Here is a 25,052-nt window from a genome sequence, read left to right as displayed (position 1 = left end):
CTATACCTCTTTCTCAATATCCACCAAATTTTCACAAATTGATATATGATAAATGAGTTAAAAGCAATATATTTGGATATTTCCCTTTTCTCATTATCATTTAACCATAAATAATGATAATTGGCAAGAATTATTTTAATTTTTTCTATAATTAAATCACATTATGTCAATACAATTTAGTTCTAGGTATCTAAGGAATGTAAACCATAGTGATTAGCTACGCTTTAATTAGAAACCTAGTGCCAAACCGATATTGTAGAAAATAAAGCATGCAATCCATGCGAAAGCATTTTCATAGAAGAACATGAATAGCATCCATTTCCAAGAACCAGTTTCGCGTTTAATAACTGCTAACGCTGCGATACATGGAGGGTAAATCAAGATGAATAGCATTAATGTTAATGCAATCAATGGTGTAAAGTGTGGATCATTTTGTAAGTAATCAGTCAATGCTTGAGGATGATCTGTATCGCCACCTACTGCATAGATAGTACCCAATGTAGATACAACAACTTCCTTAGCCGCTAAACCAGCCACAAGAGATACACCGATTTTCCAGTCAAAGCCTAATGGTTTAAGAACTGGGTTGATTGCTTTGCCGAACATAGCAGCATAGGATTGTTCCAATTTTTCAGAATTTTTTTCTTGGTCAATTTTTTGATTTTCATCATCTAAATTAACGCTATTTTTGTACATAGACCATGCTACTGGGAATAATTGTTCATTTTGTTCTTTAATGTCATTGAACAATTCAGGTGCTTCAGAATCATCTTCTACTTCGATTTCAGGAGCAGCTTCTCCAGCACCCTCTGCTTGTGTAGTGGCATCTGCTACAGTAGATTTCATATTATCTACAATTTCATTAACTTGATCTTTTTGTTCATCTGTAGTGATACCAAAATGAGCCAAAGTTTCAGCATCTTTCATTTCATATGTTTGAGCTACTTGATCATGCAATGCATCATAATCTTTAGAGTATTCCACATCCATTGGATATGTTGTGATGAACCATACGAGGATGGAAGCAGAAAGGATGAAAGTACCTGCTTTTTTAAGGTACATAATACCACGTTCAAACATATGAGTTAATGTAGCTTTTAAAGTTGGTAAATGATATGGAGGCAATTCCATTACAAATGGTTCTGCTTCGCCAGCAAATAAATATTTGCGGAAAATTTTAGCAAATACGATACCAAATACAATACCTAATGCATACACGCCAAATACTACAGTACCAGCCCATTCAGGAGGGAAAAATGCTGCTGCAAACAAAGTATAAACAGGTAAGCGTGCAGAACAACTCATGAATGGAGTAATTAAGATTGTTACCATACGATCTTTGTAGTTATCAAGGATACGTGCACCCATTACGGATGGTACGGAACAACCAAAACCTAATAATAAAGGAATAAACGATTTACCATGTAAACCACAAGCGCGCATTACACGGTCAATAACGAAGGCAGCACGTGCCATATACCCTGTATCTTCCAAGAAAGAGATACCAAGGAATAATAATAGAATTAATGGTATGAAGGATAATACAGCACCTACACCGGCGATGATACCATCAGAAACAAGTGATTGTAACTGACCTTCTGGAATAACTGTTACAACCCATGCTTGTAATGCAGTAAAGCCATCTTCAATCCAAGTTTGAGGAATAGCACCTACAGTATTTACGAAGTTAAATAGTAACCACATTACAACCATAAAAATTGGCAAACCAAGAATACGGTGAGTCAAAATTTTATCATAACGGTCAGAACGCGTTTCTAATTGTGTAGGAGCCTGTGTTAAACATGCATTATATACTTCTACTGCGAAGCGGTGACGATATTCTTGGAATACTACATCAAGATCGACTTGATCTTTGATTTCTTCACGAATCGCTTTCGCTTTTTCAATAACAGTTTCTGTATTTTCAAAGCGCATAACTTTGCCAATAACGTCCGCATCTTTTTCTAACAACTTAACAGCAACCCAACGAAGTGGATATGTAACAGTACCAGCTTGTTTTAGTTCTTCTACAAGTTCACTAATTTTGCCTTCTAACAAATCACCATAGTTAATTGTTACACCAGGAGCTTTTTGAGAAGCAGCTACACTAACTGTTGCTGCTAGCAACTCTTTTGTACCAATGTTTGTACGACCTACTGTGCTAACAATTGTAGCCCCTGTCATTTCTGCCATTTTTTTTAGGTCGTATTTGATACCCATATCTTCAGCAACGTCCGCCATGTTTAGAGCGATAACCATTGGCTTTTCAAGTTCCACTAATTGTGCAGCTAAATATAAGTTACGTTCTAAGTTAGATGCATCAAGTACGTTAACGATAACATCAGGATTATCATTTACAATAACATTACGAGCTACCAATTCATCCAAAGAACGTGCAGTTAAGCTATATGTACCTGGTAAGTCAATAAACAATAACTCATGGCCATCAAATTTCGTATAGCCTTCTTTTTTTTCTACTGTAACGCCGGCATAGTTACCAACGTGTTGTTTCGCCCCTGTGATATTGTTAAACATTGTAGTCTTACCACAGTTAGGGTTACCTGCTAAGGCAATGCGAATTTGCCCATTTTCTGCCATGTGAACCTCCTATTAAACCTCTACATCAATCATGTCCGCTTCGCTATTACGAAGTGCTAATTCAAAGTTTTTTACTTTGATTTCCACCGGATCGCCTAACGGAGCAAATTTCATGACATGAATTTTCGTACCGTGTACAAGACCCATGTCAACCAAACGATGCTTAACATTACCGCTGCCATGAAGAGCGTTAATAACGCCAGATTCACCAGGCTTCATGTCCTTCAATTTCTTGATAGCCATACGACACCTCCTAATTATTGTACCTAACAACCTCATATTAAACACACCAAATAATAATGCGTATTAATATCTTAAATTATTATATCAAATAAATCATTAATTTCAACAATTATTATCATTTTTATAGTAATTTTCTATCTCATATATATACTTTTTTCTCATATTAAATATGCGAATTATTTTATCATTAATCAAAATAAACCCTGTAGGGTATAGCTTTTTACGAACCAACACAAATCATAATCGCCCCCACAAAATAAGAAACACTACTAAGATTATCATTATTAATAATTTAATTATTCTCAATTAAATATTAAAATTTTATTTAAACATGAATATTTTAATGTTTTTTATTCTCATAAATATCCATATATATCGTCATTTATCAATTTATTATCAATTGATAGCACTTTTAATTATTTCAAATTAACTTTACAGGCCTACCATAGTGTCATATAACATTAGCCTCTTATATAAAGTTTCATTTTATTTGCCCCTACTATATGCATAAGGTATAATTAATATAATATGTATTATAGAAAGGACGATCCATGAAATCTTTTAAATCTCTAGGTGTTTGCGATGAGCTCATCCAAGCCCTTCAAAAACAAGGTATCAAGGAGCCCACTCCAATTCAAGAACAAGCCATTCCTGTAGTTTTCAAAGGGAATGATGTTATAGCAAAAGCTCAAACAGGCACAGGCAAAACATTAGCCTTCTTATTACCTATTCTTCAACGGGTTCACACAGATGTTCATCAAGAACAAGTACTTATCATTGCACCTACGCGAGAACTAGTAAAACAAATTTCTGACGAAGCAAAAGAAATAGGTACCATTTTAAATGTGGATATCCTCCCTCTTATCGGTGGCAAAACGATTGAAGCACAGCTACAACAATTAGGACGTCGCCCTCAAGTTATCTTAGGTACGCCTGGCCGTCTATTAGATCATGCTAAGCGTGGTTCACTTCACCTAGATTGTATTCGTCGTGTCGTACTCGATGAAGCCGATCAAATGCTCCACATGGGGTTCTTACCGGATATTGAAAATCTCATCAGCCAAACAGATGCTAATAGACAACTTTTACTATTCTCTGCAACAATCCCAGATAAGATTAGAAACCTTGCAAAAGCTTATATGTCAAAACCAGCCTCTGTAACAGCAGAAGGTAAGCATGTTACATTAGAATCTATTGATCAACGTGTATACATGATGAATCCAGAGGAAAAAACAGAACGCCTCATCAAAATGATTGAAGAAGACAATCCATTCTTGGCCATTGTTTTCTGTAATAAACGTGAAGGTGCAGTTCGCTTATCCTATGAATTAACTGCTGCAGGCCTAAATATTGCTGAAATGCATGGCGATTTAACACAAGGTCGCCGCACTCAAATATTGCGCGATTTTGCAAAAGCTAAGACACAAATCTTAGTAGCAACAGATATTGCAGCTCGCGGTATCGATATTGAAGGCATTACACATGTTTATAACTACGACGTACCACGCGACGTAGATTACTATATCCATCGTATTGGCCGTACTGGTCGTGCCGGTAATTCCGGTGTAGCTGTTACATTTGCCACACCACAGGATGAATCTTGGCTACGACGTATTGAGCGCGCCATCCAGGCAACGCTTACTAAATACACTAAAGATGGACAAATTAAGACTAAAGGTAATGCAAGTGCTGCGCCAAAACGTGCAAAATCTTCTGGTAAACCAAAAGTAAGTAGCTCTTATCAAGCTACTAAGGCTAAGGCGCACAAAGCTCGTGGCCACAAAGGTGCTAATACACGCCAACGCCGCACTTCTACTTCTCAAACTGGACGTCGTGGTAAACGCAGATAAAACTAAAGACGCGTACAGATTAATCTGTACGCGTCTTTTTTTATTTGTTCGCATAAATACTTGGCGTGCCATTCACATCAGAGCATTGTGTTTTACATTGAGATCGATTACTGCAAACCCAGTTAATTCGCCCTCTTGACTCTTGTTTAACAAAATATCCTTCTTTACATCGTGGGCATTTATATTGCTTATCTTCTTCAGATAGAGTGATATTACTTTCACCTGTTGAAATATCTCCACCGATTGGTTGCGTATGTTTACAAGTTGGATAATTAGTACAACCTAAAAAAGCACCATATTTACCATTACGCTGTTGCATATGACCCTTATTACATTTCGGACATATAGGCAAAGTAGATAAGTCTACATTTTCATTATCCATAGGTCGTTTACGATTTTGATTCGTTATCGTGCGAACTACATTTGGCATCATTTGACCAGAGTTTACCTGTTTATCAAAGCTAAGCTTATCAATCAATAACTGTAAAAACTTAACTTGATCAGACAAGAAGGAATCCAATGTATCCTCCCCTTCACTCATGAGGGCCAAACGTTCTTCCCAAACTGCCGTTTCATCAGGATACAACAATTCATCAGGCAATGCGTCTACTAAAAGATAGCCTGTTTCAGTAGGTGATAGAACTTGCTTCTTCCCCAAAGTTTTCATAAAACCACGACTGATGAGTTCGTCAATAATATTAGCACGAGTCGCCTCTGTGCCTATACCAGATACAGCCTTTAACTGTTTTTTCAAATCTTCGTTTTTTACAAATTTATGAATTTCCTTCATCGCTTGCAACAATGTAGATGGTGTAAAACGAGATGGTGGTTTTGTTTGTTTCGCCTCTACAGAGGAATCTGTATAAAGAACGGAATCATTTTTCTTAACAGCCGGCAAATGATCCGTTTCTTCAATAGCCTCTTTTTTAGAGTCAGATTCTGCACCACGTTCATCAGTTAAATCAGGTTCATCATTATCTGTCACCGATTTGGACTTTTGTCGTTTATAAAGCAACTTCCATCCTTCGTCTATAACTACACGACCATTAGCAACAAACTCTTCCTTACATTGTTCCACTACAATTTTAGTTTGTTCATACACGTGCTCACCATAGAATTGAGCAATATAAGCCTGACTAATGAGGAAGTAAATATTGCGCTCCTCACGAGACAAACTATTTATATTACACGCTACCGTAGTAGGAATAATTGCGTGATGGGCGGTAATTTTCTTTTCATTCCATGCGCGGCTCTTAATAGAACGATCAGCATCTGTAGCCCATTGTGCTAACCTTTCATCTCCAGCATTCTGCAAATTATTGAGGATAGCATTGCGATCGCCATACTGATTTGGTGGTAAATATTCACAATCAGAACGAGGATACGTGGTCAACTTTTTCTCATATAATTTCTGAGCTGTATCAAGTACAGTTTGCGGATCATAGGAGAATGCTTTACCAGCCAATACCTGTAAAGATGACAAGGATAATGGTAGGCGTTGTACATCTTTCTTTTTAGATTTTGTAACCGCCTTAATGATACCATCTGGACCAGCTTGCAAGCGCTCAACCAATTCATCTGCAATAGCCTTATTTATGAGACGACCATCTGGATCAAGCCCCTTTTGTTCATCTGTAGGTTGCCACGTAGCCCAGAACACACCATTTGGATGGTTATATAAAACCTTTAGTGTAAAATAATCGACCGGTTTAAATGCGGCTAATTCACGTTCTCTACGAACTACTAATGCTAACGTTGGAGTCTTAACACGACCTATAGGCAAGGTCACCTTATTACCTTTATATCGTTCAGATAAGGTATATGCGCGAGATAGGTTCATTCCAATAAGCCAGTCTGCACGCGCTCTGGCCAGTGCAGATTGATATAAATTGTGAAAGTCTTTATTATCTCGCAAATCGTTAAGAGCTGCACGAACAGATTTTTCGTCCAATGCATTTAATAAAATTCGCTGTACAGGTTTTGTATTTCCTACATAATATAAAACCTCATCAACTAACAATTGCCCTTCCCTATCCGGGTCACCGGCGTTAACGATAGTGTCAGCTTTACCGATAAGGTCTTTCACCGTTTCAAACTGTTGACGACTACTATCCGTAACCAGTAATTTCCACTCATCAGGCACAATAGGTAAATCTTGAGGGCGCCAGCGAACATATTTATCATCGTAATCACCCGGTTCTGCTTGATGTAATACGTGACCTACAACCCATGTCACCACATCATCACCTTGGATAAAGTAGCCATTCCGTTTTTGGATATTCTTATTTTCCGGCAAGCATTTACTAATTTCGCGAGCCATGGATGGCTTTTCCGCAATAAATAACCGCATGGTCCCCTCCTTAACATAAAATAACGGCTATTCCCCTAAGCCGCTCTTTGAAATCTCATTATACTACAATTTAGTGGTCATAACTACCAAAATCATGTATAATTTTAAAGATATGAATGATGTGAAAGTTATATAATAAGACAAGGCTTTTACAAACGAAACAATAGAGGTGAACTATGACATTTTTAGAAGAAGTGCAACGTCGTCGTACGTTTGCTATCATATCTCACCCGGATGCGGGTAAAACTACATTAACAGAAAAATTACTTTTATACGGTGGTGCTATTCACTTGGCGGGGTCCGTTAAGTCTCGTAAAACGGCAAAACACGCCGTATCTGACTGGATGGAAATCGAAAAGCAACGTGGTATCTCTGTAACGAGTTCCGTATTGCAATTCGATTACGATGGCTGTCGTGTCAATATCCTTGATACCCCTGGTCACCAAGATTTCTCCGAAGATACGTACCGCACATTAATGGCTGCCGACAGTGCAGTCATGCTTATTGACGTAGCAAAAGGTGTCGAAGCGCAAACGAAAAAACTATTTGCCGTATCTAAAGAACGCGGTATTCCTATCTTTACATTTGTAAATAAAATTGACCATTTCGGACGCAGCCCATTTGACTTGATGGAAGAAATCGAAAATGTTCTTGGCATTCGTACATGCCCTATGAACTGGCCAATTGGTATAAACGGTGAATACAAAGGCGTATACGATAGAGAGCACGAAACTATCGAGCTATTCGCAAAAGACGAAACACATGGTCAAGAAAAGTTAGCCTCTGAAAAAGGTGCTTTGACTGATCCTCGCATGAAAGAATTATTAGGTGACGACGTATATCAAGCATTGCTTGATGATATTGAATTATTAGACGTTGCTGGCGATCCATTCGATTTTGATAAGGTTCGTGCAGGCGAATTAACACCTATGTTCTTCGGTTCTGCTATGACTAACTTTGGGGTAAAGCCATTCTTAGAAAAATTCTTAGAACTTGCTCCGTCCCCTGCTCCACGACAAGCTGTGGAAGAAATGGTCCAACCTACAAGCGAAGACTTCTCTGCCTTAGTATTTAAAATCCAAGCGAATATGGACCCTAACCACCATGACCGTATCGTATTCATGCGTATCTGCTCTGGTAAGTTCGAAAAGGGCATGTCCGTATTGCATCGCCAATCTAATAAAACGATTCGTCTATCTCAGCCTCAACAGTTTTTAGCTACAGAACGTACCATCGTAGAGGATGCATATCCAGGAGATATTATCGGTGTCTTTGACGCTGGTACAATGGGTGTAGGTGATACACTATGTGCTCAAAAACACAAGGTAACCTTTGGTGACTTCCCTGTGTTCCCACCAGAATTTTTTGCCCGCGTATCCCCAAAAGATACTATGAAGCGTAAGCAGTTCCAAAAAGGGATGACCCAATTAGCCCAAGAAGGCGCTGTTCAAATCTTTGAACAACCAGGTGCTCTTGATTCATTCGTAGTTGGCGCTGTAGGTATGCTTCAATTCGAGGTTCTGGAATACCGTTTAAAAAATGAATATGGTGTTGATTTATTAAATAATACATTGCCATACAGTGTTGCTCGTTGGATTGATGGTGACGTAGATATCGCTTCTTTAAAAGGGGTAGATAATGCGATGATTGTTAAGGATAATCGAGATCGCACCGTAGTCCTCATTTCCAATGAGTGGCAAATGGGTTGGGTTCAGGAACGTAATCCTGATGTTACATTCTTAACAACCCCAAAACTTCATCACGAACTATAGAAACGCTTCCCTGTTATTGACTGGAATATATTTCTCAATATATAAAAATTAGAAATATATTCCAGTTTATTTTTTTATAATAGGCAGGAATATCACAGAATTTAGTCGAATACATATAGTATGATTATGTAAAGAAGTGATTTTTACTATTACTTTCTCGTATTTTTGTATATAATATAAATGTATTATAAAAGACATATATCTAATTATAGATATATAATAACTAAATGGTTTTAATGTTGTTGTGAGTGTTGAAAATAAATAATATATAATTATTATACCTTATATATTCTATAGTCTTTTTCGACCATTCATGATACCATAAAATATAGTTTTATTTTTTATTTTAAAGGAGTGATTTTATGCCACTTATTGACTTAGCATTAGTCAACGATGTATGGACTTTAAAACTGTCCATGATCCAAACTGTAGGCCTTGCTGTAATCACGTTATTCATTGGTACTTGGATTAACAAACATTCCAAGTTCTTACAACGTATGTGTATGCCTGCACCAGCTGTAGGGGCTTTGCCTTTTGCGTTTTTAACTGCTATTCTTTCTTACTACAAGATTTTGAACATTACCTTCGAAGGCTCCCTACAAACATTCTTAATGCTCGCTTTCTTTACCACTATTGGTTTAATGGCTTCCTTGAAAGTCCTCAAAAAAGGCGGTATCTTTATTGTATTCTTCTTCCTAGCTTGTGCTGTATGGATTGTTGTTCAAAATACTGCAGGTATTATGATTGCTAAAGCTTTAGGCATTGAACCAATCATCGGTATTATGGCTGGCTCCGTATCTATGATCGGTGGTCTTGGTACGGCTGGTGCCTTTGGTCCATACTACGAACAATTACTTGGTATCCCTGGTACAGCATCCGCAGCGGTTGCAGCCGCAACATTCGGTATGGTTGCTGGTACAATTCTCGGTGCTCCTGTAGGCGAACGCATTATTAAAATGCACAAAGTTAAAACACCATACGAAAATCCTGAGTTAATGGAAGATGAAGGCATCGACATGATCGAAGATCACGTTGAAAATGGTGGCAAACAATTCAATGCTCAAGATCTTTTAACAATCTGTATGTGGATTGGCCTTGCTCTAGGTATCGGTACTATCGTAAGTGCTGGTTTGTCTATCCTTACTCCACTACCTGCATACATCGGTGCCATGATTTGTGCAGCTGTAATTCGTAACTTCGGTGACTTCACTAAAGCTTACAAAATCAATGATGCAGCTCTCGATGCAGTATCTAACGTAGCATTGTCCTTATTCGTTACAATGGCTATTAACAGCTTGAAACTAGTTCAATTAATCGATCTTGCATTACCATTGATTACTATTTTAGTAGCGCAAATGGTACTTATCTGTGTATTTGCATACCTTATCTACTTCATCTTTGGTCGCAACTACGATGCTGTTATGCTCGGCGCTGGTGCCATCGGCTTCGGCTTAGGTGCTACACCAAATGCATTGGTTAATATGTTATCCTTAGCAAGTAAACATGGTCCATCCCCTCGTGCTTGGCTCGTAGTTTCCTTGGTAGGTGCATTCTTAATCGACTTTGCTAATGCTTTCCTAATTACAACAATGGCTGGCATTCTTTACTAATAAAAAGGACCCATTCGGGTCCTTTTTTATGCAAAAAACTTATTAGCATAATAAGAGCTGATTAATTTAAAAGAGCTTATTAGAATGATATTATCAATCTAATAAGCTCTTTTTACATTATACTATTTAATTAAAGAAGCCCACGCATTAGCTACATCGGCAAATTCTTGAAGGGTAAATGTTTCCCCTCTTCGTTGACCATCGATATTTGCTTTTGCTAATAGCTCTTCGATTCTATCTTTTGATAATCCCGTTGTCTTCATCGTATTGGCAAAGGTTTTACGTCGTTGCGCGAAACCCGCTTTCACAACTCGGAAAAATAGTTTCTCATCAATCACATCAACAGGTGGTTTATCTCGTAATACGCAGCGAATGACAGAACTCGTTACCGCTGGAGCTGGCAAGAAAGATTTAGGTGGTACATCAAGCACAATATCCGGTTCAGTATAATATTGAACAGCTACAGATAATGCACCATAATCCTTTGTACCTGGCTTAGCTACCATTCGCAAGGCAACTTCCTTTTGTACCATTACAACAAGGCGCTCGATTGGTAATTTACTTTCTAATAGAGACATAATAATAGGTGTTGTAATATAGTATGGTAAATTGGCAACCACCTTAAATGGTTTATGATTCATGATGGATGGTACATCAAGTTTCAACACATCGCCATGAATAATACGTACATTATCATAGGAGGACAAAGTAGTGTCTAAAACCTCTAATAAACGTCGGTCTAGTTCAATGGCCGTTACATCTGCCCCACTTTGTGCTAACCCCTGTGTCAATGTACCGATGCCAGGACCTACCTCTAGTACAGGTTCACCTGGTGTCAATTCTGCAGCATGTACTATTTCATCAACAATGCCGCGTTTAATAAGAAAGTTCTGCCCTAATTTCTTGCTCATTTTAATATCGAAGCGTTTACATATATAATGCACTACCTCAGGGCTTGCAATTACTGATTCTAACATCTTAACTCCTATTTTAACTATTCACAGCCTCTTCAAAAGCATCTCGACTTATACCATAATGATTTAAGCGGTATAAGAACTGCTTGCCATTGCCATAACCAATACCTAACTTAGCACCAATAATCGCACGGCGAGCAGCACTATCTGGCATACCTGAAAGTCCATGACGAACTAAATCCACCGTAGAAAATTCGTTGGATGATTCCAAAGATTCTACATGTAATGTAGATAGTGCCTTTCTAATGGATTCAGGCGATGCTTGTTCTATGCCAATATCATCATTCGCAAAAGCTTCATCACGAGGAACAAAAGCATGCTGAGCATTAGGGAATTTTTTTGTTAATACACGACGAATTCTTTCCCCTGCTGTATCAGGATCTGTTAATATGATAATACCTCTTTTTTCATAGGCTACGCGAATCATATCAATAACACCTTTACGGAGTGTGAAACCCTCTGTCGCAATGCAGTCTGCTTCCACAGCTTGTGCAATACGTTGTATATCAGATTTTCCTTCTACCACGATGACTTGTTTAAGCATAGGTCCTCCTTTATTCTATTAGTACATTGTAACACATATATAACGTTGCTTAAATACTTATAATCGAGTAGTATAAGTAGTGTAATATATAAAAGGAGGCCATTATGACCTTACAACAACTAAAGTATGTCACAACAATTGCAAATATAGGCAGTATTAGTGAGGCTGCTAAGAGACTTTTCGTTTCTCAACCAAGCTTGACAAAGGCCATTAAAGAATTGGAAAAGGAAATGGGTATTACCATTTTTGACCGCACCAATAAAGGGATTACTGTTTCTAAGGAAGGGGAACGTTTCCTCGGCTATGCACGCCAAGTACTAGAACAAGCTGCATTATTGGAAGAGCAATACAAAAGCCAAAGCGGTGGTAAAAAGCAATTTTCTGTTTCTACACAACATTACTCCTTTGCAGTAAATGCCTTTGTAGAGCTTTTAAAGGGTGCAGGCATTGATCAATATGATGTATCCTTACGAGAAACACAGACCTATGAAATCATCGATGACGTAGCTCATATGAAGAGCGAAATCGGTTTGCTCTATTATAATGATTTTAATCGCCCTGTATTAGAAAAATTAATTCACACTAATGAATTAACCTTTACAGAACTATTTACTGCTCATCCTCATATTTTTATTGGTAAAAACCATCCATTAGCAAATAAGGATGTAGTGTCTATGGATGAACTTGAGGAATATCCTTATATTTCTTTCGAACAAGGCGATCACAATTCCTTCTATTTCTCTGAAGAGATTTTTAGTACCGTTGTCCGTCCAAAACATATTCGTGTACGCGATCGGGCTTCCCTCTTCAGTTTATTACTTGGTCTAGATGGATATACCGTATCTAGTGGCGTAATAGATGAGGAAGTAAACGGTGAAAATATAATTTCTGTACCTCTTGCAGAGGAAGGTTTAATGCATATCGGTTACATTACAAATAACAAAATGCATCGTAGTCGCTTAGGTCAAGAATATATCCAAGCTTTAGAACAATATGTTGGTAACTACGGTAGACATATTCAATTGCCAGACGATAAAAATAATTAGAAAGTTATAGTATTAATAGAGCTGTACAATTTAATAGTTCTAGACGAATTAAATAGTATATGAAAGCACTCTCTTTTATGAACTGCCCCAAAATTGAACACAATTTTAGGATGTAGCTCATTTCAGAGAGTGTTTTTTTATACCTTGATATAACTTAATAGATAAATTTACATACCTATATAGCTTTAAGCTATATCCAACCTCAATATATTGATATTTTTACATATAGTCATACTTCGTTATAATAAACCTATCGAAATTATCGGTTTTACCGTTTATATAAGGAGGATTAACATTATGTCCAAACAATTAGCACCATTCCATTTTGATATCGTAGGTTCTTTCCTACGTCCAGCAGAATTAAAAGAAGCTCGTGAAGCTTTTAGAAAAGGAAATATTACTAAGGAAGAACTAACAGCTGTAGAAGATCGTCTCATTACAGACCTCATTCAAAAACAAAAGGCTGCAGGCCTTCCTGTTATTACAGATGGCGAATTTCGTCGTGCTTATTGGCATTTAGATTTCATGTGGGGATTTAACGGCGTAAAAGAAATTGAACTGGAACACGGTTACAAATTCGTCGGTCAAGAAACAGCGCCAGGTTCCCTCGCCCTTACTGGAAAAATTACAGGCACAAACCATCCATTCGTTGAATATTTTAAATTTGTAAAACAATTTGAAGACGAACATACTACAGCTCGTCAAACCATTCCTGCTCCATCTCAATTCTTAGCTGAATTATTCCGCGAAGATAATGGCATTACAACACGCTCTTTCTATCCTGACTTAGAAGAGTTAATTCAAGATATTGCTGCTGCATATCGTCAAGTAATTAAAGACCTCTATGAGGCAGGTTGCCGCAACATTCAATTTGACGATTGTACTTGGGGTATGTGCTGTGACCACGGCTATTGGACTGGTCGTCAAAAAGATAAAAGTGTAACTATTGAAGGAGAAACAGCCAAATACTTACGCATTAACAATTTAGCCTTAGAAGGCCGACCTCATGACCTAGCATTCACAACTCATGTATGCCGTGGTAATTACAACTCTACTTGGGCTGCTAGTGGCGGTTATGAACCAGTAGCACCAATCCTATTTGCGAAAGAAAATGTAGATGCTTATTACTTAGAATTTGATGATGATCGTTCCGGTGGCTTTGAGCCATTGCGTGAGGTATCTCCTAATAAGAAGGTCGTATTAGGTCTTATTACATCTAAACGTCCAGAATTAGAAGATAAAGAAGTTATTAAAAAACGTATTCAAGAGGCCACCCAATATATTCCTCTTGAAAGACTTTGCTTATCCCCGCAATGCGGCTTTGCATCTTGTGAAATCGGCAACCAATTGACCGAAGAGGAACAATGGGCTAAACTGGCATTAGTTAAAGAAATAGCTCATGAAGTTTGGGGTGATTAAATGAGTGAACACACTATATATTTAGGAGGCGGTTGTTTCTGGGGCCTACAAGGATACATCAGAAAAATCAAAGGCGTCCTTTCCACCGAAGTAGGCTATGCCAATGGCCCTACTGAAAATCCAAGTTATGAAGATGTATGTCACAATAGTGGCCACGTAGAAGCCCTCAAGGTGACCTACGATGCAAACACACTTTCTTTGGACCATTTGATTCAATATTTCCTACGTGCTATTGATCCATTCAGTGTTAATAAACAAGGTGGTGACGTAGGTATTCAATATCGAACTGGTATCTACTATACCGATACAGCAGACAAGCCTATTATTGAAAGTACATTAGCACGTGCCCAATCCTTCGAAGGTAAACCCTTTGCTATTGAAGTATTACCTCTATCAAACTACTACTCTGCTGAGGAATATCACCAAGATTACTTAGATAAAAATCCTAATGGCTATTGTCATATTCCACTAGGCCTATCCAATGAACCACTTATAGATGACAACGCATATAACAAGCCTTCCGAAGAAGATCTTAAGGCTTTAGCTCCGCAAGAGTTCGAAGTTACACAAAACTCTGCTACAGATGCGCCTTTCAGCCATGAGCTAACTGATGAATTCAAAGCAGGCCTTTACGTAGATATCACTACGGGAGAACCCCTCTTCGTTTCTGCTCATAAATTCGAATCTCACTGTGGTTGGCCTAGCTTCACGAAACCAATCGCTAAAGATGTCATTAAATACTATCAAGACGACTCACATGGTATGAATCGTATCGAAGTGCGTAGCCGCATTGGCAATGCTCACTTAGGCCATGTATTCGAAGATGGACCTAATGGCGCCCTTCGCTACTGTATCAATGGATCTGCCTTAACCTTTATTCCTAAAGAAGAGTTAAAAGGCACAAAATACGAATATCTCTTACCGTATATTGAAGATTAAATGTCAAAAGACGACTTACAAATATAAGTCGTCTTTTTTTTAGTATTTTGACACAATTTACAACAATCTAGTACATAAACGAAAAGATATAGTGTAAATATAAGCTATCATATGTTCTCGAATATTACCGGTCTTATTACTTTTAATATAAGCGGTCAAAATAACGTAACATTCAAGGCCGTAAAATTGTTATATATAATCATAAATAAAAAAGAGGATATATCTATTGATATATCCTCAAATCGTTTTATTTAGTCTAGAACGTACACTGTAACGTCTTGGCGACCAAAGTCCATAGCCTCACCGTAAGAGTCCATTACAAGGTCGATTTTATTACCCACAATAGCACCACCTGTATCGGCCGCAATAGCTTCACCGTAACCAGGAATAAATAAACGTGTGCCTAATGGAATAACATCTGGGTCAACAGCTGCAATACCACGTACTGCAGGTACACCAGTAGCTGTAATACCAGCGCCATCACCATCGCCAGCAAGGTAAGCAGAAGCTTCCATTACGATAGCACGAGATGAGCGACCAGCTATATTACGAGATGTAGTCACTTCACGAGTACCTTCTTTAATAATAGTAGGTACCATTTCGCGTTGTGTTACTTTAGATACGTCATTTGTCTTAATAACCGTACCATTACTATATAATGTCTCACGTTGTACACGTTCTAAACCAGGTTGACCAACTTGAACAACCTCTTCTTCACCTTGTGCCATTGTATCATCTTTTTGTCGAATTACTTGAATAGCAATTTCTTGATCTACGGTGGACAAGGATCGGCTTGTTACTTGTGCAATTGTGATATGTGTGCCACTTAATACAGAACCATTTGCATCACCTACTACGGCATAGTTAGGCATTTTAAAACCAAGTTCATTAGCAACGCCTTGTGCAGTTGTTTCTGTAGTGAAAACAGCTCTAGTTTTACCATTAACAGTTACGTAAACTGGAATGGCACGTACAACAGTTAATGTTGTACCATTTTGAACAGATGTTGAGCTGGAAATAACTTTATCATTTGGATTTAATTTAACCCCAGCATCGCGTACGATACCTTCGTTAGAATTTAAATGCGTTCTAACAGTGTGTGCTGCACCATCTACCATAACGGTAACAGTTTTATCATTATAAGAAAAACCTGTCATAGTTACAGCTGTTACAATCAATCCTGCAACAACAGACGAAATATATCGTTTGTGTGTCTTATGAATTCTCATATTGTAATCCCTCCTGTAATGTAACCATTCTACTACAGATAGATATAACCTGTCAAACGCCATGGGTTAACAATAAGACATAAACGCTTATAAATACTGGATTTTAAGTTATTATATTTTCCATATTTTTTGCAAAAGTCCACTGTATACGCACATATTGATATTTTTAAATACTATACAATATATTCCGAATTGTGTACATATATACGATACCACTACTATATATAGTATGTTAGTTTTTTTTATAATATAAATTGTATTTTTATGTGTTTTTGAATTGTTACCAATTTTTTCTACACATCCCGAAACTTCATTTTTATCTCATTTTCAAATATATATACATGTAAAAAAGCCTGTAAAAACAGGCTTTTTCACTATCATGAAAATGTATTAAAATTCATCATTCAACACTACGTGTGAATTTCATTATTTATTCATCTTAAACATTGGTTGTAAACGCTCAATTACGGTCATTGACTCCTTATGCTCATAGGCAATAGCCTCTTTCATAAGTTCTTCTTGAGCAGAAATTGGATGTTCTCGGTCATTAATTTTACGATATGAACCATCGGCTCTCATAATATGAGCTTTTAAGGTATCTTCTAAATATAAATCCAATATACCTTTAACGCGTTCCTTATGTTGTTTATCTTCAATAGGAATCATAAGTTCTACACGTTCATTTAAATTTCTTGGCATCCAGTCTGCACTAGATAAGAATAGACTTTCATTTCCCCCATTTCGGAAATAGAATAGACGATGATGTTCCAAGAATCGTCCTACCACTGAACGTACCGTTATATTATCGCTGACACCTGCAATACCAGGTCTTAGTGTACAAATACCACGAACTATAAGAGCTATGCGAACACCTGCAGTAGAGGCTTCATATAATTTAGCAATAACTTCTTTATCAAGCAAGGAATTCATTTTACCAATAATATATGCTTCTTCTCCTTGTTTAGCAAATTCTATTTCACGGTCAATTAATTCCATTATTTTTTCCCGCAAATTTAAAGGGGCCACAATAAATTTATTCCAAATTGGAGGATCGGAATAGCCAGAAATTAAATTAAAGAAACGAGATGCATCATCGCCATATTCATCGTTACACGTAAATATACCACAGTCCGTATACATTCGAGCCGTCTTACCATTATAGTTACCTGTAGCTAAATGAACGTAACGTCTAATACCTGCATCCTCTCTGCGCACAACCATGGTAATCTTGGAATGAGTTTTAAGACCTTTCAAACCATAAATTACATGACAACCTGCCTTTTCTAAGCGGCGTGCCATATGGATATTATTCTCTTCATCAAAGCGCGCTTTAACCTCCATAAGTACAGTTACTTGCTTCCCATTATCCGCAGCCTTAATCAAGGATGCAATAATTGGAGAATCCCCACTTACGCGATACAAGGTTTGTTTAATAGCGAGCACATCTGGATCTGTAGCTGCTTGTGCAATAAATTGTTCTACTACACCAAAAGACTCAAAAGGATGATGGACGAAAAGATCTTGTTTTCCAATAACAGAAAATAGACTTTCACCTTCATGATTAACTAATTCACTAGGTAGTTTAGGTTCAAATGGCACATAACGAAGATGGTCAAGGCCTGGATAGTTACAGAAATTAAAGTACATACGACAATCAAGATGACCATCTATACGGTATACATCCTTTGGTTCTAATTCAACACTAGTAAGCACAAAGTCTAATAAATTATCCTTTACCTCACCGCACACCTCTAATCGTACCGCATCACCACGACGGCGACGACGCAAAGATGCCTCTACTTCCGATAGCAAATCTGTGGCTTCTTCTTCATCGATTTCTAAATCCGCATCACGAGTAATTCGAAACACCATATAATCTTCGATACCATAACCTTGGAAAAACTGATTTGCGTAATATGTAATGACATCCTCTAGGTAAACAAATCGATGTTCCTTATTCCCTCGACTTGGGATTTCAATAATACGATCGAGTACAGATGGAATTGGCAAGATAGCAATCTTATAATCCTTAGTACCATCTGGTTGTATTTGAAAGATACGCACAATAGCATTAATCGTATGATTTGTTAAAAATGGGAATGGATGACCAGAGTCAACAGCCAATGGTGTTACTACAGGATAAATATGTTCTTCAAAATAATGGCGTAACCAAGCTTTTGATTTTACATCTAACTGATCGGGTTCAGTAAAATAGAAACCATATGATTCAAGCTCAGTCAGTACGTTGTTCAAATACGTACTTTGCATCGATACGAGACGTTGTACAGATTCATCAATAGCCTTTAACTGTGCCTTAGCATCCATATGAGCAGCATCGTACTTAACAATGCCATTCACAACTTGATGGCGTAAACCAGCTACGCGAATCATAAAGAACTCATCTAAATTAGAGCTAGCAATGGCAATAAATCGGAGTCGTTCTAATAAAGGAGTATTTGTATCAATAGACTCTAATAGGACGCGCTGATTAAACTTTAACCAAGACAATTCACGGTTAAAATAATACTTTGCATTATTGAACATGACGATTCCCTCCCCTTACTAGTATGATTTCCATACCAAATACCTCTGTAAAGTATTCAGAATCTCGATTAAAGGTCCACCATTCTAGGGAGATATCCTCATTAGTACGACAGAATACATATAGTACATTATCTCTTTCTTCCAATGTTACATCAGAGATTTTTTGATTGCTCCCCGCATCGAGTGCACAAGCCACACGAATAATTGCTACTAGCTTTGTAACCTGAATTTTTTGTAATTCTGTTAATGCATTGAAATACGCATCGTCATCATTTGGTGTTCCCTTGTAGTGGTAATATACAACATTAGCTACTACTTGTTTTTCTTCTTCTGAAAGCCCAAATATATCGGTTCCCATTACGATATGATAGGCATGCTCTCCATGATTTCGTAAATTTACAAACTTGCCAACCGAGCAAAGAATGGCAGCTATACTACATAAATATCCCCATCGTTCCGGTAAGCCTTTATGGCGTAAAGCTTTACAGAATAAAGCGCTAAACTTTTCTACCTCCGCATCATGAATACGGTCTGTATGATATCTTGCGGCCACAGCACGTGCTAACTGTGCATTTTGCTCCCGCAACTGATACATAAATGGATTATTCTCTGACTCTACCCCATAGAACCAACTAATACCTTGAGAGAATGAAAAGCTACTAAAAATTAATGATTTCGGCCCTATAGCCGTAATAATTTCATTAAACAAAATCATGGTAGGCATTAAAATATTAGCCTTATATTCAGGTAATTTATAACGGTTCATCAACTTTGTTGCAGTTACACCATCAAAAGAATTTATAAGACCTTTAAATCGTTCTGGCTCAACAGTAATGATATCTTCTTTATTATTTTCTTGTCCCATTAAATGAGTCATATATTGCGCTTCGTCACCAGATAAGACAATACTATCAATATTAAAGGTTTGTAGTTCTTCACGGAGTGGTCCAATCATACGATGTAAATATTCCGTGATAGCCCTTGGAAATGATATAGAAGATCGTTGATTTCGATTAAATGACTCCATAACACGTAAGGAACCACTATGCATATTGCGTTGGAACAGTAAGCTTTCACCACGCCAAACTGTTAAACCGACCCCACCAGATGTAATATCTAAGAATAATGTAGCCTTTGTAGGATCAGTTAGATGGTATTGATGTGTCATCTTGTAATATAGCAAGGCGTATTTGTAATATACCTCTTTCGGCATATCGATGACCTCAACACGCATACCTGTTTGAATATAAATTTGGTCTAAAATACTACGACGATTAGCAGCCTCACGTATTACTGTCGTACCATATAGTTTGGAACGAGTCACGCCATAATCGGCCATTAATTGTTTATATCCTTTTAAAATATGACAGATTTCTTCAATTGTTTTAAAACTCAACCGAGAGGTTTGAAATAATTCTTCCCCAAAGGTTACTTCTCGCGCTGCATAATCGATAACACGTACATCGTCTATGCCTTTATATTCTAATATGGTAATGCTCATGCTACTGGAGCCCACATGTAACACCGCATATCGTAATGCTTTTGGTAATGCCATTATGCCTCCTTACGAGATTCATGCCACTCTATTTCTAATGTTTTCTCAAATTCCTTTTTGAAAGATTTTGAAAGCTTTTCTACAGCAGTTTTTGTGACACTTACATCGCGTCCCTCTAGGTAAAATACCTTTATAACTACACTGGTATATTTAATATTTACCTCTAACCGCTTAATAAATTGTTCATGACTTTCATCAAGAGCCTCTGCTATGGCTAAAATAATGGAAAGTTTTTGCCCTAATAAGCGTTGCTCTTGATCTAATAATTTACCATACAAGAAATTTTTATATTCCTTTGGCGTCAAGCCATGAGAGTTCATCACTAAAAATGCACTAAAAGCTTGTTCCACATGGGAAATGCCATATAAATTACTATTAACTAACATGTAACAACCATGGCGGGCATGACTATAATAGTTAACTCGTTTGCCTATATCATGCAATAATCCCGCTGCGATTAAGCATCGTCTAAAATTCTTATCCGCCTTATGAAGTGGCTCTAATGCATCATACAAAGTGGTAGCTAATTTCGTAATATACTTAGCATGCACTAGCTCATGCTTTGTCATACCTAGCAGTACATTTTCTGCAGAGTGGACTAAAATATCGTCGATAATTGAATTTCCGCCTAAATAATTCTCTCCATAATAATCGAAAAACAAACCTTCCCGTAAACCGCAACCGCCCACAACGAGTGTCTTAGTATTTACATAGTTAAATAGTTCATCCACTATAGTAAGTCCTGCAATGATAATATCTGCACGGTCCGATGATAAACCACTAATTTTTTTACGAGCCTCTAAGGATTTACCTTTTACATCTTCCAAGATTTCGTGAAATCTATGATATGGTAGCTCATAATTATGTAGTTTCGTAATAGGATATGATAGCTTACGTTGGTCTATTTTAGCAATATTACGAGCTGTACCACCTATACCTAATAGAGGTAGTTTTATATTTTGTAGCCACGTATGTTCCTTAATGGTTTTCTTTACGGCCTTCGTCATCTTTTCTAGTTCTTTAGGAGTATACTCATCACCTTTTTGATAGGTTCCCGTTAAAGTTAGAGCCCCTATAGGTAAGCTAACAGCTTTCACGATATGTCGATTTTTTACTAGCGTTACCTCTGTACTAGCACCACCTAAGTCAAAGATAATAAAATCTTTGAGTCCAATCGTATTAATAACCCCAAGGAACCCAAGGCGAGCCTCTTCCTCACCAGCAATACATTCTAAATTAAGGCCAGTTCGTTCTTTTACAGCTTGAATAAAAGCATCTCCATTTTTAGCTAGACGTACTGCAGCCGTAGCAACAGCTTTTATGGTATCTACCTCCATAGCATCCGCCATATGAACAAAGCCTTTTAATGCGCGCAAAGAACGCTCCATTGCCTCTTTCGTTAACTCATGAGTGCCCCACATATTTTCACTTAAACGGACACTTTCTTTTTCTTGATATATGAGTCGATAACTACCGGTCTTAGAAATCTCATAAATGACAAAACGAACGGAGTTGGATCCTAAATCTATAAATGCAATACGTTTCATGCTACTAACCTCGACTTACTATAGTTCAGTATGAATATACTTAAGTATACCATAGAAAAACGCGATTCTCACCGATATGGGAGAATCGCGTTTTATAATTTATTATTCTAGTTATTTAATACCAAATACATGTTTACCATTATTATAGGCAATCTCTGAAAACTCATCAACATCAATGCCTTTAAGACTTGCAATTTCCTCTGCTACAAATTGAGTTTTGCTTGGATCATTGCGACGGCCTCTAAATGGAGGTGGTGTCAAATATGGTGAGTCTGTTTCAATAAGAATTCGATCTAATGGTACTTGTTTAGCTACTTCTTTAAGGTTTGTAGACTTAGGGAATACCACAGGGCCCGCAAAGGATATGTAGAATCCTAATTTAATAGCTTCTTTTGCCATTTCCCAGCTACCAGAATAACAGTGGAAAATGCCCCAATTATCCTTACCTTCATTGCGCAAGATATTCATAATATCCCCGTGCGCATCGCGGTCATGAATGATAATTGGCAAATCTACTTCACGAGCAAGCTCTAATTGACGAATGAATACGCGTTTCTGTGTTTCACGGTCAGAAAAATCATAGTAATAATCTAATCCAATTTCACCTATAGCGCGGACCTTATCGTTGTTAAGGGCTTGATCCTTATAGAACTCATAGTCTTCTTCTGTAAAATCTTTAGACTCATGAGGATGTGTACCTACAGCGGCATATAATCGGTCATACTGTTTTGCTAAAGCTAGTCCTGATTCAACAGTACCTCTATCTACCCCTGGAATCATAATGTATTCTACGCCTGCATCAAAGCAGGCTTGTAACATCTCATCGCGGTCATTATCAAAACGACCGTCATTCACATGAGCATGTGTATCAAAGAGTTTCATTATTTAACCACACTTCCTGCTGGTAAAGATTCGATATTTGTTACTTCTAAATGTTCTTCCCAATCAGATGCGGACAAAATCATACCATAAGACTCGATGCCCATCATCTTCTTAGGAGCCAAGTTAGACAAGTAAATTACCTTTTTACCAACCATAGTTTCTGGTTCGTAATATTGAGAGATACCACTTAATACTGTGCGTTCTTCAATGCCGATATCCAATACAAACTTCAACAACTTCTTAGACTTAGGAACCTTTTCACAACTTACAACTTTTGCAACCCGAAGATCAAGTTTTTCGAAGTCATCATATGTAATATTTTCTTTTAATGGTGGAATATTAGATGTATCTACAGAGTTTTCAACTTCCTCTTTCGCAACTACTTCTACCATTTCAGGAATTTCAAAACGTGGATAGATAGGATCGCCTTTTACAACCTTTGTACCTGTTGTCAATGCGCCCCAAGTTTTAGCATCTTCTAATGTAGCATCACTAAAGCCCGGAAGGCCTAATTGGTCCCAAATCTTTGGAGCACCTACAGGGATAACAGGGCTTACTAAGATGGCAATGATACGCAATGCTTCTGCCAAGTGATACATAGCAGATTGCAAGCGTGCTTTATCATGAGCTTCTTCAGATTTAGCCAATACCCAAGGCATTGTTTCGTCAATGTATTTATTCATGCGACCAATAAAGGCCCATACGGACTTAATAGCTTTATTAAGCTCCATATTTTCCATAGCTGCTTCAAAATCTTTTGTCGTTTGAACAGCCAATGTGGAAACATCACGATCCAAATCATCCATATCATCGCATTTTGTAATCACACCACTATGGTATTTTTCAATCATGGCAATGGTACGATTCAACAAATTACCTAAGTCATTAGATAAGTCCGCATTGATTTTTGTAACGAAATTAGGCAATGTGAAGTTACCATCATTGCCAAGCGTAATTTCACTTAATAAATAATAACGCAAAGAATCGGCACCATATGTATCGATCAATGGAATTGGGTCAATAACATTCCCCAAAGATTTACTCATCTTTGTACCGTCAACGATCATCCAGCCGTGACCAAATACCTTTTTAGGCAATGGCAACTCAAGGCTCATGAGCATCATAGGCCAAATAATTGTATGGAAACGTACAATTTCCTTACCTACTAAATGGAGATCTGCTGGCCAGTATTTTTTGTATAATTCGCCATCCCCATCAAATGGAGAGAGTGCACTAATATAGTTTACTAATGCATCGAACCAAACATATACAACATGTTTAGGATCGAATGGTACCTTGATACCCCAGTCAAAGGATGTACGAGAAACAGCCAAGTCTTCAAGACCTTGTTTTACGAATTGAATCATCTCGTTACGACGAGATTCAGGTTGAATAAAATCAGGGTTTTCTTCGATAAATTTCAACCATTGATCAGTATATTTACCGAGTTTGAAGAAATAACTTTCCTCTTTAACGCGCTCTACAGGGCGACCACAATCCGGACAAGTATTATTAGGCCCTAGCTTCTGCTCTGTCCAAAATGTTTCGTCCGGTGTGCAATACCAACCTTCATATTCAGCCTTGTAAATATCGCCTTTTTCATAAGCTTTTGTGAAGAGTTCTTGCACTACCTTTTCATGGCGTTCATCAGTGGTACGAATGAAGTCATCGTTGGAGATATGCATCTTTTCCCATAATGCTTTAAAGCCATTTACGATATTCGTAGTGTATTCAAGAGGTGTAATACCTTGCGCTTCTGCAGCACGTTGAATTTTTTGACCATGTTCATCAGAACCAGTCAAGAAACGTACATCATAACCAGCCAAACGCTTGAATCGAGCGATTGTATCAGCTACAGATGTACAATACGTATGACCAATGTGCAACTTAGCACTTGGATAATAAATTGGTGTCGTAATATAATACGTTTTTTTTGTGTCTCCCATGATG

Annotated in this window: 17 protein-coding genes; 6 read left to right on the top strand and 11 right to left on the bottom strand. The window is 37.5% G+C overall.

What is annotated here, in order from left to right:
- Positions 1-228: 228 nt before the first annotated feature.
- Both feoB and KH109_RS05595 read right to left on the bottom strand, forming a co-directional pair.
- Positions 229-2,598 carry a ferrous iron transport protein B gene (gene feoB / locus KH109_RS05600; protein ID WP_295216630.1) on the bottom strand — a complete coding sequence of 790 codons (2,370 nt, stop codon included), beginning with the start codon at positions 2,596-2,598 and terminating at the stop codon, positions 229-231.
- 12 nt (positions 2,599-2,610) lie between these two features.
- Positions 2,611-2,841 (bottom strand): FeoA family protein, encoded by a 231-nt coding sequence (locus KH109_RS05595; protein ID WP_012864145.1) that lies wholly within the window; start codon positions 2,839-2,841, stop codon positions 2,611-2,613.
- 551 nt (positions 2,842-3,392) lie between these two features.
- On the opposite strand from KH109_RS05595, the gene KH109_RS05590 reads away from it, so the two are divergent.
- Positions 3,393-4,691: a DEAD/DEAH box helicase gene (locus KH109_RS05590; protein ID WP_295216624.1), complete on the top strand. Its 1,299-nt coding sequence runs from the start codon at positions 3,393-3,395 to the stop codon at positions 4,689-4,691.
- Between the two features lie 40 nt (positions 4,692-4,731).
- Here the strand turns inward: KH109_RS05590 and KH109_RS05585 are convergent, their stop codons facing one another.
- Positions 4,732-7,041: a DNA topoisomerase 3 gene (locus tag KH109_RS05585; RefSeq protein ID WP_295216621.1), complete on the bottom strand. Its 2,310-nt coding sequence runs from the start codon at positions 7,039-7,041 to the stop codon at positions 4,732-4,734.
- A gap of 176 nt (positions 7,042-7,217) precedes the next feature.
- On the opposite strand from KH109_RS05585, the gene KH109_RS05580 reads away from it, so the two are divergent.
- Both KH109_RS05580 and KH109_RS05575 read left to right on the top strand, forming a co-directional pair.
- A complete protein-coding gene (locus tag KH109_RS05580; RefSeq protein ID WP_295216618.1) occupies positions 7,218-8,813 on the top strand; it encodes a peptide chain release factor 3 in 1,596 nt (531 codons plus the stop codon).
- A gap of 362 nt (positions 8,814-9,175) precedes the next feature.
- A complete protein-coding gene (locus tag KH109_RS05575) occupies positions 9,176-10,423 on the top strand; it encodes a sodium/glutamate symporter (RefSeq protein ID WP_295216614.1) in 1,248 nt (415 codons plus the stop codon).
- Between the two features lie 122 nt (positions 10,424-10,545).
- On the opposite strand, the gene rsmA is transcribed toward KH109_RS05575, so the two are convergent.
- Both rsmA and rnmV read right to left on the bottom strand, forming a co-directional pair.
- Entirely contained in the window at positions 10,546-11,400 is an 855-nt protein-coding gene (rsmA, locus tag KH109_RS05570) for a 16S rRNA (adenine(1518)-N(6)/adenine(1519)-N(6))-dimethyltransferase RsmA (protein ID WP_295216611.1), read from the bottom strand.
- 13 nt (positions 11,401-11,413) lie between these two features.
- A complete protein-coding gene (rnmV, locus tag KH109_RS05565) occupies positions 11,414-11,941 on the bottom strand; it encodes a ribonuclease M5 (RefSeq protein ID WP_295216608.1) in 528 nt (175 codons plus the stop codon).
- Positions 11,942-12,045: 104 nt separating this feature from the next.
- Between rnmV and KH109_RS05560 the strand changes: the two genes are divergently transcribed.
- The 3 genes from KH109_RS05560 to msrB all read left to right on the top strand — a co-directional run bounded on the left by KH109_RS05560 (position 12,046) and on the right by msrB (position 15,345).
- Positions 12,046-12,987 carry a LysR family transcriptional regulator gene (locus KH109_RS05560; protein ID WP_295216605.1) on the top strand — a complete coding sequence of 314 codons (942 nt, stop codon included), beginning with the start codon at positions 12,046-12,048 and terminating at the stop codon, positions 12,985-12,987.
- A gap of 297 nt (positions 12,988-13,284) precedes the next feature.
- Positions 13,285-14,406 (top strand): 5-methyltetrahydropteroyltriglutamate--homocysteine S-methyltransferase, encoded by a 1,122-nt coding sequence (locus tag KH109_RS05555; protein ID WP_295216601.1) that lies wholly within the window; start codon positions 13,285-13,287, stop codon positions 14,404-14,406.
- Positions 14,407-15,345, top strand: coding sequence for a peptide-methionine (R)-S-oxide reductase MsrB (msrB, locus tag KH109_RS05550; RefSeq protein ID WP_295216598.1), 939 nt, complete (start codon positions 14,407-14,409; stop codon positions 15,343-15,345). It begins immediately after the preceding gene.
- 251 nt (positions 15,346-15,596) lie between these two features.
- Here msrB and KH109_RS05545 read toward each other — a convergent pair whose 3' ends face one another.
- From KH109_RS05545 to metG, 6 genes are all read right to left on the bottom strand, one after another.
- Complete coding sequence (locus tag KH109_RS05545; RefSeq protein ID WP_005387109.1) at positions 15,597-16,574, bottom strand: 3D domain-containing protein; 978 nt, start codon at positions 16,572-16,574, stop codon at positions 15,597-15,599.
- Positions 16,575-17,000: 426 nt separating this feature from the next.
- Entirely contained in the window at positions 17,001-19,118 is a 2,118-nt protein-coding gene (ppk1, locus tag KH109_RS05540) for a polyphosphate kinase 1 (RefSeq protein ID WP_295216595.1), read from the bottom strand.
- Positions 19,108-20,673 carry a phosphatase gene (locus KH109_RS05535; protein WP_295216592.1) on the bottom strand — a complete coding sequence of 522 codons (1,566 nt, stop codon included), beginning with the start codon at positions 20,671-20,673 and terminating at the stop codon, positions 19,108-19,110. The genes ppk1 and KH109_RS05535 overlap by 11 nt, the downstream gene beginning before the upstream one ends.
- A complete protein-coding gene (gene ppx, locus KH109_RS05530) occupies positions 20,673-22,220 on the bottom strand; it encodes an exopolyphosphatase (protein ID WP_295216589.1) in 1,548 nt (515 codons plus the stop codon). The genes KH109_RS05535 and ppx overlap by 1 nt, the downstream gene beginning before the upstream one ends.
- 111 nt (positions 22,221-22,331) lie before the next feature.
- Positions 22,332-23,102: a TatD family hydrolase gene (locus KH109_RS05525; protein ID WP_213467035.1), complete on the bottom strand. Its 771-nt coding sequence runs from the start codon at positions 23,100-23,102 to the stop codon at positions 22,332-22,334.
- Complete coding sequence (gene metG / locus KH109_RS05520; RefSeq protein ID WP_295216585.1) at positions 23,102-25,048, bottom strand: methionine--tRNA ligase; 1,947 nt, start codon at positions 25,046-25,048, stop codon at positions 23,102-23,104. Before metG ends, KH109_RS05525 begins: the two co-directional genes overlap by 1 nt.
- Between the last annotated feature and the right edge of the window lie 4 nt (positions 25,049-25,052).

The sequence above is a fragment of the Veillonella sp. genome (assembly GCF_018381775.1).
Lineage (GTDB): Bacteria > Bacillota > Negativicutes > Veillonellales > Veillonellaceae > Veillonella.
This window is presented reverse-complemented; position numbering and strand designations above follow the sequence as displayed.